Genomic DNA, 14,789 nt, shown 5'->3' with positions numbered 1-14,789 from the left:
CCCTCGGAGCAGGGAGTGGAGACGACACGACAGTCGGGCGCTACGATCTCGGCCCGAGATAGCCCCACGCCTGCAGCCGATCCCCCTCGCCGTCCATCCAGCGCTCGCCGACGTCGTCCCGGTAGTAGAGGTTCGGGATCACGATGTCGTCGACGCGTCCGTAGCACTGCGTTCGGGCCTCCTGCATCGTCTCTCCTTTACCGGTGACGACAAGCGGCATCCCGCTTTCCCCCGCCGCCCGCCACTGTCCGTCCACCTTCTTGGTGTCCTCGAGATGAATTCCCTCTCGGCTGTCGGTTTCGAAGACGACTGCTGCGTTCCGGGAGTTCTCGTCGTAGGTCTTCTCGTCGTCGAACGGGAACGGCGGCAGGACTACCCGTATCGCCACCTGAAAGCCGCTGTGGACCTCCAGTTCGGGCTCGTTCCCGTGTGCGAGATTGTAGAAGAACTGGCCGGTGGATGACTCGATCGACTCCTCCTGGAGCGTGATCGTCGGATAGCCAAAGCGCGGCGTGAACTCCAGGGGATAGATCCCGGTCGCGTTGACGATGCAGTTGAGGTCGATGCTTCCGACGTAGCCCTCCTGTGCGAGCCAGCCTTCCAGTTTTTCGAACGTTTCAGCAAACAGTTGGTTCTGTCCAGACCAGAACATCGACGTCCCCATCTCGCCGGTCTGTGGGCCGATGTTCCCCGGGAAGAGCCGCTTGTGCTCGAAGTTGAAGTTCACCTCGTCGATGAACTCCTCCCCGTCGAAGAACCCACAGATGGCTATCTCGACGCCTTCGACCTTGCGCTGGAGCTGGAACCCTTTCATCCGGTGTCCCCACGCCTTCTTGTAGGCACGCAGGACGTCGATCACGTCACCGCCGTCGGGTTCGCGCCCGACGTACAGCAATCGTTTGACGTTCTGCACTTCCCCGAGCGGCTTGATGACGTAGGGGGCCGGGTTCTTCTGGACGTATTCGATTCCCTCCTCGAAGTCGTAGAACTCCCGATGGTCGATCGTGTTCACCCCGTGATCCTCGAGGATCTCCATCGCGTAGCCGCGGTCCTCCTCGAGGCGATCCGTGTTCGGGGTCCCGCCGACGACGGCGTGTCCGTCCTCGCGGAGTTCCTGTGCGAGTTGTCCGGTTCCCACCTCGGAGCCGACCCAGATGTCGTCGAAAACGATGACGTCGGCCCACTCGACGTCCGCGCGCCAATCGTCGGTTTTCGGAACGAACCCGTCGCCGATCTCTTTGTCGCTTTCGGCTTCAATGTAGTACTTGACGTCGTGCCCCTCCCGATGGATCTGCCAGGCGAGATCGGTGATCAGGGCGGCGTCCAGCGAACAGAACAGGAACCGCTTGGTGTCGGAGGCGTTCATGCCGCCCCCATCGGTGCGAGATGCTATATAAGTACGCTCGAGAGTGAGCCGCTGATTCGCCGCGTCGCGGGTACTCCAGAGGACGGCTGTCGTCTCCGACGTCGCCGCGCCCTTGTCACCGCTTTCGACGTCGCTGCTTCCGGCGTCCTCGCTTCAGCCGTCCAGTCTCTCGAGTTGCTCTCGAATCCGGTTTAGATCGCCGTCGACGAACCGAGCCGTCTCCCGGCCGAGCGTCCGGTAGAACTCGGTGGTGGCGTTCTCGGCGACGTTGGTCGCGAACTCGCCGATCCAGTTCCCGAGGTGGCTCTCGAGGAACGACCGCTGTTTCTCCAGATAGGTGGCGGCCGTCTCGAGATCGTCGTTCCTGAGCGCCTCGGCCTCGTTTACGACGAGGTAGTAGAGGAACTCCAGCTCTGCCACGATGTGGTCGGCGGGCTCGTCGAGGCCGATATCCAGCCCTTCTTCCCGATATCTGCGCTCGACATCCAGGGTCGACTCGCCCATCGCCCTGCCGTGTTGCTCCATGTACACCGACCCGTACGGCGGCGCGAGCACCTCGAAGGGACCGACGAACAGCTTCGCGTAGTCGACCCGGAGATCGTCACGATCGGGGGGCGTTGTCCCGACCAGCTCCTCGAGGCGCGGGTGTATCGAGGCGTTCCGCGCGGCCGCCATCGTCTCTCGCCACTCCTCGTCCGGGAGGCGGTAACAGACCGAGAGGAACTTGTAGGCGTTCCCTCGGCATTCCGCCTCGGCCAGCAGTTCGTCCCTGGATAGTTCGTTCATCGTTGGTGTTGAATTCGTTACTGCGGCTTCACGTTGACGCTGACACAGCCGTAGAACACCGAACTTCCGCTCAGACGGTCGTAGTCGGCCGGGATCAGGCGGTTGTTGTTGCCACCTTTGGCTTCCTCGCCGAACACCTCGGCGGCCCTGCGGCCGTACGCCCAGTGCCCCTGCCCGTACGTCTTGGCGACCGTGCCGGGCTGGACGCCTTCCCAGAGTTTGGCCGTACACTCGATTTCGCCGACGGGCGACTCGATCACGACCTCGTCGCCGTCGTCGATGCCGAGGTCGGCGGCGTCGTCCGGGTGGAGCTTGACGACGTCCTGCCCGGGTTCGTCGCCGGGATCGGCGTCGCCGAACTCCTGGTACCACTCTGTGTTCGCCGACCGTCCCTCCCTGTTGAGCCGGGACTTGTAGTCGACGAACTCGAAGTCGTAGTCGTCCTCGCCGTGGATGTACGGCTCCTCGTAGTGCGGGAGGAACGGGTGCGGCGCGTTATCGTCGCCTTCCCGTGCCAGATAGTTACACGTCTCGAGGATGTCGTCGACGTCCGTGTCGTAGCGGTCGGCGTGGCCGCCGAGAGCCTCTTTGAGCGTCTCACTGTAAAACTCGAAGGTGCCCGACACGGTGCCGAACTCCCCGCCCTCCGAGGGCCAGCGGTGTCTGTACTCCCACTCGTCGGAGTTCCAGATGCCGGCTTCCCGGAACTGTTCCCAGCCGTCGTAGTCGTCGCCGCCGGGATGACCGACTTCCGGGTCCCACATCGGCTGCATGCGGAGTTTGATCGCGTTCCGGGAAAACGCCTGGGCGCGGAGTTCGCGGTCGTCGTACTCGTCGCTCGGAGACAACCCGGTTTCGGGGTCCTCGTACTGCTCGCAGTAGTCGAGCATCTCGGTGAAGCCCCGCTCGGCCAGTTCGTCGGCGATCATGTAGACGATCTCAGTCTCGTCGCTTTTGACGTTCCAGAGACGGCCGTTCTCGAGGACCTCCTCCGGATCGTCGGGATCGTCACACAGCACCGGCTGGTGGAGGTTGATCGACCGACGACGGGCGGCCGTGCTGCGGAGCTGACCCCACCGCTCGAACTGGTGGTGGGTCGCCGGCAGAACGATGTCGGCGAACCATGCCGTCTCGCTGGGGTTGGTCTCGACGGTGACGTGGAGGTACTCCTCGCCCTCGAGTTTCTCCAGCGCATCGATCCAGCGCTGGTTCTCGGGATTGGAGAAGGCGTAGTTGTTCCAGTAGGACAGCAGGAACTTGATCTCCATCGGGTCCTCCTCCAGCATCCCGTCGGCGGCGTTGTTGGTCACGACGCCGCCGCCGGACGACCCCTCCTTGAGCACGGGCTGGTCCTTGGCGCCGCGCTGGTCGATCTTGTCCCCGGTCACCTCGTCGCGGTGTTCCTCGATGTAGTCGAGCCCCTGCTGGGCGACCTCGTCGATGTAGTCGTCCGCGCCGGGGAGGCTCGCGGTACCGTCGGACGGTGAAAAGAGCGTTCCACCCTCGTTACCGACGGAGCCGACGAGGCCGTTGAGCGCGTGGACCGCCATGCTGGTGTAGCTGCCCCGAACCTGCATGACCGGGCCGCCACCCATCCACACGAGGGCGTTCGGTCCAGCTTCGCCGAAGTTGCGGGCGACGCGTTCGATCTGGTCGGCCGGCACGCCGGAGCGCTCCGCTGCCCACTCGGGGGTCTTGTTCTTCAGCTCCTCGTTCCACCAGTCGACGACGCCGGTACTGTTTTCGGACTCGTCGAACTCCCCGGGATCGACCTCCTCGCCCTCGACGAACAGGTTTTCGCCGTCCGCGAACTCGCCGACGAATTCGCGGCTCCACAGCCCCTCCGTGAGGATCACGTGGGCCATCGCGACCGCGACCGCGCCGTCCTCGCCTGGTTCGACGGGGAGGAACTCGTCCGCCTTGGCGGCAGTCGCACTCAGGCGCGGTTCGACGACCGCGAGATCCGCGTCGTCCAGCATGTCTCCCCATTCGCTGGAGTAGTAGGAGACCTGCCTGTTGGAGTTTATCGGGTCTGCTCCCCACGCGATCACGTAGTCGGTGTTCTCGATGTCGTACTGGCGGTACGACCACTCGCCTTCGGTGTAGTACGGGCCAAACTTTTCGGCCTCCGCACAGATCGCGCTGTGGGAGATGTTGTTCGGGGTGCCGACGATCGCCGGGAAATGACTGTAGAGGATCGGCCGGAGGTACGTGTACCGGCCGCGGGTGACCATCGCCTTGTGGGTCTCCTCGTTCTCCCGGAGCATCATGATATGATCGGCGATCTCGGAGATCGCCTCATCCCACGTGATCGGCTCGAACTCCGGATCCTCGTCGGGGCCTTTGTTCGGGTTCGTCCGCCGCATCGGCTGGGTGACCCTGTCGGGATCGTACAGTTGCTGGATGCCCAGGTGCTTGCGGGGACAGTTGGAAACGCCGTGGATCTGGGAGTTCGAGTTCCCGCGGACCTTCAGGGCGCGCCCGCCCTCGACGAGGATCTCGGAGGCACACCACGAGGTACACCCCGCACACGTCGAGGCGCGCCACTCCCCAGTCTCTTCCGCGAGGGCGTCCCGGGGCGAAAACGCCGTGTCGACTCCGTCCTCGGCCTCGGCGAGCGCGGACAGTTGCAGGGTCGCTGCGGCCCCTGCAACGCCCACCGCCCCGAGTTTGAGGAACCCTCTCCGGTCGGTCGGCATGACGCCGTCTCTCTTACTGTGCTCGGCCGCGATGTCGTCGTTTGCTTTTGACATGAGTATCACCTCTCAGTCGAGTTCGGGAACCTCTCCCTTTCCGACGCCGAGCGGTTCCCCGGCGTCGCTGCCGTCGAACTCGCGGATGTACTGCACCTTTGGTTCGGTACCGAAGTCCTCGCCGTACCACTCGTCGACGAATCGACCGTCGTGTTCTTCGAGGACATGGCTCACCGAACTGTCCGGATCGTTCAGGTCGCCGAAGATCCGCGCGTCGCAGGGGCACGCCTCGACACACGCGGGGAGTTCGCCCTGCGTGACCCGGGAGACACAGAACTCACACTTCTCGGCGACCCCCGAGTCCATTGCACCGTCCGCGTCAGCGCGGTCGGCGTAGTGTCCCTCAAGGGAGTCACGCGAGGGGTTCTGATACGGGGGGACGTAATCGCCGACCTGCTCGGTGACTTCCCGAGGCGTCGCCGTCCCCGCCATGACGCGTTCGTCGCCGCGCCAGAAGTCGTACTGCTCCCCCTGGGAGAATTCGATCTTGTTGTACGGGCAGGCGCCGACACACTGCTGGCAGCCGATACACTCGTCGCGGTTCTGCATCGTGATCCCGCCGGGGCCCTTGTAGAGGGCGTCGCCGGCGACGGGACACACGTCGATACAGGGAGCGTCTTCACAGTGGTTACACAGTGTCGGAATAAACTCGTAGCTGGTGTCCGGGAACTCCCCGTCCGTTACCGTAATCCGGTCGGACCAGGCGAACCCCTCTTGGACGTTGTTCTCGTTCTTGCAGGCGATGTTACACGCCTGACAGCCGGAACACCGCTGGAGGTCGATCACCATCCCGAGTTCGACGTCCGGTTCCTCTTCGGGCGGTTCCGGCGTCGGCGTTTCCTCCTCTTCGGGCGTCGGTGTCGGCGTCTCCTCCGGTTCGGGCGTCGGCGTCGGTTCGGGTTCCTCCTCCTCGAAGAACCCGAGACAGCCCGCGCTGGCCGTCCCGACGGCGGCGCCGCCGATCGCGGCGAGGCGCCGTATCGTTCCACGGCTCTCTTCTCCGTCCGTTTCTCCGTTCGGTTTTGACTTGCTCAGGATCTGTCGGTGGACTGGTTCGTTGGATCGCTGGTTCGCCCCTGTCGACGGGGCAGTCCGTCTCGGAAGGTAGTCGTCAGGCGTTTCTCGGAGTCCCTGTAGCGATTTTGTATAAGAACTGGGTTGGGGAGTGCATGTCTATTGAATATGAAGTATTTATTTAATTTAAATAATTCTGAATAATTATGGTAGCTCCTCCATAAGAAAGGAATATATACTAGTAGCTAGCTGCCAACTGCTCCCGAATAGCAGTCGTTATCGGCACGAATAGAGAGAATGTGCTAATAGGGAAAGATAATCGACGATTTTTCCCTTCACAATCAAACGTACAGTGTTACCGCCTCCGTGTCAAGTGGTTCCAGACGCGAAGCGTCTCGTCATCGGGAAATCGGACGAAAGCGACACGACCTCTGCGACGGTCGACCTCTGCCGCGGCACATCGACGACGTTGCTCAACTAGAGAGTTGGTCTGCAAGTGCCAGTACCAGCTTTCGTTCGACCGTTTTCAACCGTTTCGACGCTGCCGAATCCGACACGTCGAGTTCGGCGGCAACGTCGCCCAGCGACGCCGAACGAGGATCGTCGTAGTAGCCGAGGGCTGTCGCACTCAGGACCGCCTGTCGCTGCTTTTGGGTGAGGCCGTCGACCGTCACCGTCTGAACCTCCTGTGGATCAGTCGCCGAGATGTGAATCTGACTGCTGTCGACGCCTTCACTCTGCTCGAGGAGACAGTTCAGCAGTTCAGCGGTCGCTCCAGGATCGGATACCGTCACCGTAATCCTGGTTCGACTGTCGTCGGACTCCGGGCGGTCCCGTGAAGATTGCATTCCGTTACTGCTCCTGTCGAAGGCGCGATTCTACAGCCTCGATCGTCGCCGACAGTACCGCTGTCGCCCATCGGTAGAACGGCTCGTCGCACGTCTCCTCGACTCGGGCGTGAAACTCCGGGATCCAGTCGAAGTGATCGCGGTGGAACTGATCGTACGCCTCCAACTCGCCTGCTTCCAGCAGGAGACTCCCGTACTCCAACAGGAGTGCCACGTGGTCTGGAGGATATCGTTCGGGCACATCGGCGCCCACCTCGTCGAATCGGCGCCGCATGTCGGCTGCGGCAGGACCCGAGAGGATCTCGCGGTCCTGATCGTCCCACCACGGTTCGTAGACCGACTCCGCCGGGGGCGCCGACGGCCCCTCGTACCCCTCGAAGCTCCGGAGATACGCTTCCTGGAAGTCGCCGACGCTGTCGATGTCGCCGAGAGATGGGCGTTCCGGGTCGATTCCGAGCGGTTCGGCACGGGTCAGGAGCTGTTCGTGGAGGTCGCCTTCCTCGATTGCCTCCACGAGTTCCTCGTCGGGCGTCTGGAAACACGCCGACAGCAGCGCGTACAGCTCCGCAAGCGATCGTCGGTCGTCAGTACTGAGCATGTGTTCCCCCGGTGAGACGACCATCATGAGTCTGCGTCAGTCCTCCGATACAGCGGATTCGATGAGCGTATCAACGTCCGTCGTCCCTTTACGCATCGGTTCGACGATCACACGCTGGTTCTGTGCACCGTCCTCGTACCGCTGGACGGCCTCTGCGGAAGCGAGTTCGAGCATTTCGTCGACGGGACCAGCCTGGATCGCACCGCCGACGCAGTTGTCGACGCAGGACGGCTTCTTGCCGCCGTCCGATTCCTTCTGTTTCTCCGGCTGGCCGTAGGCGCTTCCGGGCCCCTCGCCGAGACAGAAGTTACACTTCGCCATTAGCTGTTCGTCCTCGGGGTAGGTGGGGGCGTCGTACGGACACGCCTCGCCGCACTGGAAGCAGAAGATACACTCGTCGCGTTCGTGAACCACGATACCGTCCTCCTCCCGCTTTTCGATGATGTCGACAGGGCACACGTCCACGCAGGGAGCGTCCGGACAGTGCATACAGGAGGTGGAGATCGGGATCTCCTCAAACTCGTTTCCGGATCCGCTTTCGACGTGTTCGACGCTCCGCCAGTCGTCTTTCGTCGCTTCCACGTTGTGGAACTGCTTGCAGGACACCGAGCAGGCGTGACAGCCGATGCACTTGTTGTAGTCGTAGTAGAATATCCAGTCTTCAGCCATAGTCAGTCACCCCCCGGTGCCACGTCGACAGCAATGTGTCTGTCCGGCTGTCCGGAGATCGGGTCCATCTGTTTTTCGTGGAGTTTCATCGTGTTCATTCCTTCCCTGTCGGGCTGTACCGACCCTTCGCCGAAGCCATACGTCGCGGTGACGAAGCCGGGTTTCGTGCGCTCGGAAACGTACGCCATGAGTTCGCCCTCGCCGGTCGCGGACTCGATGCGAACCATGTCGCCAGTTTCGATACCCCGTTCGTTCGCGTCCGACGGGTTGATGACGAGGTAGTTCCCGCGGTACTCTTCGTCGGCGAGTTTGTGCCGGAGTGCGTACCGTTCTAACATCTGTTCGCTGTGCTGGTCCCCACCTTGCGAGAAGAACACCGCGCGAGTGTCGAAGAACTCCAGGGGATACTCGTCGCTGGTTTCGTCTCCGTACGTTCCCGGGGGGATCCACTCGGGAGCGGTGTCCATCCCGGTCTCCTCGAAGGCGTCGACGAGGACGCCGATCTGATCGAGGTCGAAGCGGAACGCCGTCCCGTCACCGTTTCTCCACTGCTCGTAGTCGTACTCGTCGACGAGTTCGTAGTTGTCGCCGCCCGACTCGAGTTCATCCAGCGTCAGATCGTGGATCGAGAGCTGGTCGTTGATGAACTCCCGCTCGCTGTCCCAGGGGAAGTACTCGCCCCAGCCCATCTCTTCTGCGATGCCGGCGAGGATGTCGAAGCCCGGTTTGGTGTTCCACTGGGGCTCGATTGCGGCCTTGGAACCGATGATCCAGCTGTTGTTGCTGTAGGCGCTCCACCCGCCGTTATCGACCGTGTCCATCTCGAGCTGTGTCGCCTCCGGAAGGACGATGTCCGCCCGTTTCGCGACGCCGCTCCAGAACGCGTCGACGGAGATCACGAGATCCATCTCTTCGAGCGCCTCGATCCACGCCTCCGCGTTTCCGTCCTTCAACGGTTGGTCGTAGTGACAGTAGATCCCGTTGATGTGCCCGTTCTCGACCATGTCGGGCACGAGGTTGTGAGCGATCGTTTCCGTGTGCCGAACTGCGTAGTCCTCGTACTCTTCGTGCTTTCTGAGGGCGGGCGTCTTGCCGGACGCGTTGTTCGGGAGCCCGACCTCCCGAATTTCGAAGGGGTTTCCGAGCGGTGCGGTCTGCCAGAGCCGGAGCCCGCCCGGCCTGTCGATGTTGCCCACGAGCCCGTTGAGGGCGGTGATGTTCTGGGTGCCTTTCCAGGCGTTGCCGTACTGGGCGGTGCCGGTCCAGATCGAAATTCCAGCGTTCGGTGCAGCCTCCGCGAAGCCGATCGCGACCTCGCGGATGTCCTCGGCGTCGATACCGGTGATCTCTTCGGCCCACTCGGGGGTTTTGTCCTCGACTGCCTCGCGGTACGCCTCGAAGCCGTACGTCCAGTTCTCGACGAACTCCTCGTCGTACAGGTCCTCTTCGATGATGACGTTCGCCATCGCCAACGCGAGCGCGCCGTCGGTCCGGGGCTCGATCTGGAGCCACTTGTCGGACTTCTGGACAGTCTCGGTGTGCTGTGGATCGATCGTCACGAGGGTGGCGTCGTTCTCCTCGAACGCCGTCATGACCCCTTTCGCCTCGAACTGGCCGGCAAACGTCTCGAGCATGTTCCGGCCCCAGGCGATGATGTACTCGGAGTTCTGGTAATCCGGGATCCGATTGTTCGATCCGACGCCCATTACGCCGCCGGCCTGGAACGTCGGACCCGCACAGACGTGGATTCCACGGCCGATACGCTCGGGAGTACCGTAGAGGTTCCGCCAGAACTGGTTGTGAACCGGGGTGGTCGTGAAGCTGGCTGCGTTGAGGAAGGTTTCCGCGCCGTACTCGGCGTCGAACTCCTGGAGACGCTGTGCCGTGTACTCGAAGGCTTCCTCCCAGCTCACCTCGCGGAGCTCACCGTTCTCGCGGATGTGGGGCTGCTTGATCCGGTCCGGATCGTGAACCTTCTCGATCTGGGTCTGTCCTTTCGGGCAGATCGTTCCCTCGGTTCCCTCGCCGGCGCTTCCGCGTGGGTTGCCGTCGACGCCGGTGATGTACGTTACTGCCTGTTCACCGTCGTCGCGGACCACCACTTCCTGGCCACACTGGTGGTGGCAGATCTCACAGATCCCGTACGCGAGCCGTTCTGTGGGCTCTTCGGGCGGTTCCTCGGTCGGTTCTTCTGTGGGCTCTTCGGGCGGTTCCTCGGTCGGAGTCGGCTCCTCCTCGGTCTCCTCGAAGAACCCGAGACAGCCGCTCACTGCGACCCCTGCGCCGGCGCCGCCGATCTGCACGAGTCTGCGGCGGGTCAAGTTGACCCGACCCTGCTCTTTCGCTTCGCGTGTTCCTTCGGATGACATCTGGATCCCTTACGGTTCGAACAACGGGACTACCCTGGTTAACCAGTTCTCTGGATTCGTTTAGCCTTTATAAACGGCGAGATATTGTGAAGCTATACCAATGAATTCCCGGTAGCCCACCCTTCCCGTCCGAGTCTGTCGATTTGCGGCCCTCACACGCGAGTGGTTCAAAAAGCACTTTATAATAAACTTCACCACCGAAGCCCCAGAACAGCTTAAAAAACCTAACCCAATCCAGAGATCAGTACATCCAGTCCATGGAGAAATAATTCGCTGTGGATGCCCATGGACGACAGAACTGACCGAGATCGGTCGATCAAGCGACGACAGTTCGTCAAGGCGACAGGCCTGGCTGGCATGGCTGCGATCGCCGGCTGTGCGGGGGAAGAGGAACCCCAGGACACGCCGACAGATGAACCGACCGAAGAACCCGCGGAGGAACCGACCGAGGAACCGGAGACGCCGGAGCCGACTGAGACGCAGACCGCGCTGATCGAGCCCGAAATGCTTGCGGCGTGGCAGGACGAGGGCCTGGTCAACGCCGCACGCGACGGCGAGGAGCGCGTGACGGTGCTTCGCGTCTTCGATACGGAAAATTACGAGGACGGACACGTCCCCGGCGCACTGCCGTGGGGGGCGCTCCACGGGAGTCGGACGGAGGCGCTTGCAGCTCTCGCCCCGACGGTTCCGGACGGCGAGGCGATGGACGAGATGCTCCAACAAACGGGCGTCGACGAGAACACCACCATCGTGTTGTCGGGCCCGAACCCGCTCCGTGCGGCTCGTGCGTACTTCACGCTGCGCTACTGGGGATTCCCCCGCGAGCGCATCAAAATCCTCAACGGCGGGTACACCGCCTACGACGAGGAGTTCGGCCTCGAAACCGGAGGAGAGCCGGACGTGACCGCGTCCGGGTTCAGCGTCCGCGATAACGGCGGGCTGAACGACGACAAGAGGGTCTCTCTGGGCGAGATGATCCAGACGGTCGACGCCGTCAACGACGGCGAGACCGGGATTTCGATCCTGGACAACCGTCCCCACCCGAGCGCCACCATTGCTAACGCGGTCGTCGACCCGCCGAGCAATTACCACGAGGGCCCCGAATATCACAGCGACGCTCCCTGGAAGAGTGCCGACGAGATCGAATCGTACGTCTTCGATCTGGACGGCGTCTCCGACGGCGACGAGATCGTCACCTACTGTGGCAGCGGCTACCGCGCGACGATGAGCTTCTTCGCGCTCGACGGCGTCCTGGGGTACGACGACGTTGCCGTCTACGACGGGTCGTTCTCCTTCCAGTGGCAGCACTACGACGGCGACGCCGACGTGGTGCCAAACGACGCCTGGCGGACCGACCTCGAGGGGCGGACTGACGGCGACACTGGGGAGAGCCAACTGGAGATCATCCCGTCGCTGAACGAAGCGTTCACCGACGTCTCTGATCCGGACGCCAACCAGATCGTACAGGAGGACCAAGCGTACATGGCCGGCGACGAGTACGAACCGGCCGTCCCGGAACCCGATCCCACCGAAACCGACAATGCGCTCATCGAGCCCGAAACGCTCAAAGAGTACCAGGCGCGTGGGATGGTCAACCGCGAAAACACCGACGGCCGCGAACGCGTCGTCGTCCTCCGGGCCTTCGGCATCGACGAGTACGAGGACGGGCACGTCCCCGGCGCCGTGCCGTGGGAGACGGTCCATCAGACCCGGTTCGAGGCGCTGTCGGAGCTCTCGCCGACCGTCCCGGACGGCGCGACAATGGACGAACTCCTGCAGCGTGCCGGCGTCTGTAACAAGACCACAATCGTGATCTCGGCTCCGGCACCCCTCCGGGCGGCGCGGGCGTACTTCACGCTGCGGTACTGGGGCTTCCCCCGCGATCGCGTCAAAGTTCTCAACGGCGGGTTCACCGCCTACGAGGAAGCGTACGGTCTCGCAGAGGGGGACGAACCGAACGTGGCCACCACGACGTTCAGCGTCCAGGACAACGACGATCTCAACGACGATCTCCGGTTGTCGCTCGGGGACACGATCCAGAAGGTCGACGCTGTCAACGACGGCGAGACGGGGATTTCGTTCCTGGACAACCGTCCCGATCCGGATGCCACGCTCGCCAATGCGGTCGTCGATCCGCCGAGCAACTACCACGAAGGGGCGGAGTACTTCAGCGACGCCCCCTGGAAGAGCGCTGACGAGATCGAATCGTACGTCTTCGATCTGGACGGTGTCTCCGACGGTGACGAGATCGTCACCTACTGTGGCAGCGGCTACCGCGCGACGATGAGCTTCTTCGCGCTCGACGGCGTCCTGGGGTACGACGACGTTGCCGTCTACGACGGGTCGTTCTCCCGTCAGTGGCAGCATTACGACGGCAACGCCGATGTCGTTCCCAACGACGCCTGGCGGGTCGACCTGGAGGGACGAACCGACGGCGACACCGGCGCCAGCAGCCTCGACATCGATCCGGATCTCAACGAGGAACTGACCGACGTCTCTGATCCGGACGCCAACCAGATCGAGCAGGAAGATCTGGCGTACATGGCCGGTGAAACCGCCGCCGACCCCGACGACCCCGGCGAAGACGACCAGGAGGATGACGACGGTGACGGCGACGACGGCGGTCTGGGCGGCGGCTGTCCCGCCATTCCGGCTGGCGCGCTGTAGGGCGTCATCGGACCGCCGTCCGCCGACGCCGCTGTATCCCAATCGTCACTGACACGACGCCAAACACCGCAAACAGGTGTCCAGCGAACCCGATCAGCAACACCGGATGGTCGAAGACGAACGGCACTAAAAACAGTTGTACACCCGCGAATCCGACGTTCAGTGCGTCGATCCGGACGTACTTCCGTGTTGTTTCTCGGTCGAATCCATACTGGAGCGCGCGCCACAGTCCGACCACCGTGGCCCACCAGCAGGTGCCGATCCGATACACCACGTCCCACGTGATCACCAGCATGAGGGCGACTGCGATCGCCGGCGGATCCGCCCCGAAGAGTGACTCCACCAGCGTCGGGCCCGTTCCCCGTGGATCGACGACGAACAGGTAGGTCACGAGCAAGACGAAGGCGAACACGCTCAACGCCATCTCGATGCTCGAACCGAAAAGGAGTCGCCGATACGGCTCGGGGGCGTCAAGGTTTCGGACCGCCCGGCTGAACCGAAGCATCAGCCAGCTGCCGACGCCTGCGACGGCGACGGCGATGGTTCCCGGGAGGACAGCGCCCCACAGCCCGTAAACGGCGGCAATCACTAACACGGCAGCTTCGAAGCCGACGAGCTGGATGGCGATCGCGGTCCGGTCGGAGACGCGTACGCCCGGTATCGTCCCCACGATGCTCTCGTAGACCCAGGTCTCCCCGTAGTTCGGATCGTTCATCTCGCCCGATTCCCCCGGTTCTCCCGGTTCCTCCGGTTCCCCCGGTTCCCCCAGTTCCATCGGATCATTGATCGCGCTGCACCGGTCGAGCACTCTCGACAATTCTCGCGTCTTCCGCCTCCTCGAGAGCCCGCCGCACGGCAGTTTCGTAGGGGGTGAGTTCGATCGGGACGAGCGACCGGATCCGATCGTCGGTCACGACCACGTCCGTCGTCATCCCGTCGATGAGGGGGTAGGCGACGCTCGCGGGGACGTCGGTCACAAGGTCCACCCAGTACGCGGAGAGTCGTGGGGTGAGAAACGGCACCGGCAGGACGAACGGTTCCCGCCCGGAGAGGAGTTTCCCCGTCTCGATCAGCATCTCGCGGTACGTGAGAACCTCGGGACCGCCGATCTCGAACGTGTCGCCGGCCGTTTCCGGTACGTCGAGTATGCCGACGAGATACTCGATCACGTCCGATATCGCGATCGGCTGCACGCGGGTCGAGACCCACCGCGGCGTGATCATCACCGGGAGCCGGGAGGCGAGCTGTCGGACCATCCGGAAGCTCGCGCTGCCGTCGCCGACGATGATCGCCGCACGGAGCACCGTCAGTTCGTACTCCCCCTCGGCAAGCACCCGCTCTACCTCGCGGCGGGACCGGAGATGTGCCGAGAGGTCGTCAGCGTCCACGCCAAGTCCGCTGAGGTAGACCACCCGCGCAATTCCCGCGGCGGAGGCGCCCCGTGCGAAGTTTTCCGCTGCCTGTCGGTCGCGTTCCTCGAACCCGCCGCCGGCGCCCATCCCGTGGATCAAGTAGTACGCGGCGTCCACGTCTGCGAGCGCCGGCTCGAAACTCCCCTGCTGGAGTACGTCACCCTGGAAGACGGTGACCCCATCCGGCGCATCGTAGCTGTCCCGGTCTCTGACCAGTACCGACACGTCGTGGTCGGCGGCCAAAAGCGCGGGGACGAGACGACCGCCGACGAACCCGGTCGCACCGGTGACGAGAACCTTCATACGG

General features: G+C 63.2%; 11 protein-coding genes. 1 reads left to right on the top strand and 10 read right to left on the bottom strand.

Annotated elements, in window-relative coordinates; genetic code table 11:
- Positions 1 to 40: 40 nt before the first annotated feature.
- The 8 genes from AArcCO_RS06890 to AArcCO_RS06855 form a co-directional block, all read right to left on the bottom strand.
- On the bottom strand, positions 41 to 1,366 hold the full coding sequence (locus AArcCO_RS06890) for a phosphoribosylamine--glycine ligase (RefSeq protein ID WP_259535964.1): 1,326 nt from the start codon (positions 1,364 to 1,366) through the stop codon (positions 41 to 43).
- Positions 1,367 to 1,519: 153 nt separating this feature from the next.
- On the bottom strand, positions 1,520 to 2,152 hold the full coding sequence (locus AArcCO_RS06885) for a TorD/DmsD family molecular chaperone (protein WP_259535962.1): 633 nt from the start codon (positions 2,150 to 2,152) through the stop codon (positions 1,520 to 1,522).
- Between the two features lie 17 nt (positions 2,153 to 2,169).
- Positions 2,170 to 4,905 (bottom strand): molybdopterin-dependent oxidoreductase, encoded by a 2,736-nt coding sequence (locus AArcCO_RS06880; RefSeq protein ID WP_259535959.1) that lies wholly within the window; start codon positions 4,903 to 4,905, stop codon positions 2,170 to 2,172.
- A gap of 12 nt (positions 4,906 to 4,917) precedes the next feature.
- Positions 4,918 to 5,694: a 4Fe-4S dicluster domain-containing protein gene (locus tag AArcCO_RS06875; RefSeq protein WP_259535958.1), complete on the bottom strand. Its 777-nt coding sequence runs from the start codon at positions 5,692 to 5,694 to the stop codon at positions 4,918 to 4,920.
- A gap of 698 nt (positions 5,695 to 6,392) precedes the next feature.
- The gene (locus AArcCO_RS06870) at positions 6,393 to 6,767 is read right to left on the bottom strand and encodes a helix-turn-helix domain-containing protein (protein ID WP_259535956.1); all 375 of its coding nucleotides are present in this window, start codon (positions 6,765 to 6,767) and stop codon (positions 6,393 to 6,395) included.
- Between the two features lie 4 nt (positions 6,768 to 6,771).
- Positions 6,772 to 7,365: a TorD/DmsD family molecular chaperone gene (locus AArcCO_RS06865; RefSeq protein ID WP_259535954.1), complete on the bottom strand. Its 594-nt coding sequence runs from the start codon at positions 7,363 to 7,365 to the stop codon at positions 6,772 to 6,774.
- 36 nt (positions 7,366 to 7,401) lie between these two features.
- A complete protein-coding gene (locus AArcCO_RS06860; protein WP_259535952.1) occupies positions 7,402 to 8,034 on the bottom strand; it encodes a 4Fe-4S dicluster domain-containing protein in 633 nt (210 codons plus the stop codon).
- 2 nt (positions 8,035 to 8,036) lie between these two features.
- On the bottom strand, positions 8,037 to 10,355 hold the full coding sequence (locus AArcCO_RS06855; protein WP_259535950.1) for a molybdopterin-containing oxidoreductase family protein: 2,319 nt from the start codon (positions 10,353 to 10,355) through the stop codon (positions 8,037 to 8,039).
- Between the two features lie 333 nt (positions 10,356 to 10,688).
- On the opposite strand from AArcCO_RS06855, the gene extH reads away from it, so the two are divergent.
- Complete coding sequence (extH, locus tag AArcCO_RS06850) at positions 10,689 to 13,070, top strand: selenite/tellurite reduction operon rhodanese-like protein ExtH (protein ID WP_259535948.1); 2,382 nt, start codon at positions 10,689 to 10,691, stop codon at positions 13,068 to 13,070.
- A 4-nt stretch (positions 13,071 to 13,074) separates the two neighbouring features.
- On the opposite strand, the gene AArcCO_RS06845 is transcribed toward extH, so the two are convergent.
- Positions 13,075 to 13,785, bottom strand: coding sequence for a DUF7530 family protein (locus AArcCO_RS06845; RefSeq protein WP_259536396.1), 711 nt, complete (start codon positions 13,783 to 13,785; stop codon positions 13,075 to 13,077).
- Between the two features lie 64 nt (positions 13,786 to 13,849).
- Positions 13,850 to 14,785: an NAD(P)H-binding protein gene (locus AArcCO_RS06840; protein WP_259535946.1), complete on the bottom strand. Its 936-nt coding sequence runs from the start codon at positions 14,783 to 14,785 to the stop codon at positions 13,850 to 13,852.
- Between the last annotated feature and the right edge of the window lie 4 nt (positions 14,786 to 14,789).

The organism is Halalkaliarchaeum sp. AArc-CO, from assembly GCF_024972735.1.
In the GTDB taxonomy this organism is placed as follows: Archaea; Halobacteriota; Halobacteria; order Halobacteriales; family Haloferacaceae; genus Halalkaliarchaeum.
The sequence above is the reverse complement of the archived record's forward strand: the minus strand, read 5'-3'. Positions and strand labels throughout refer to the sequence as shown.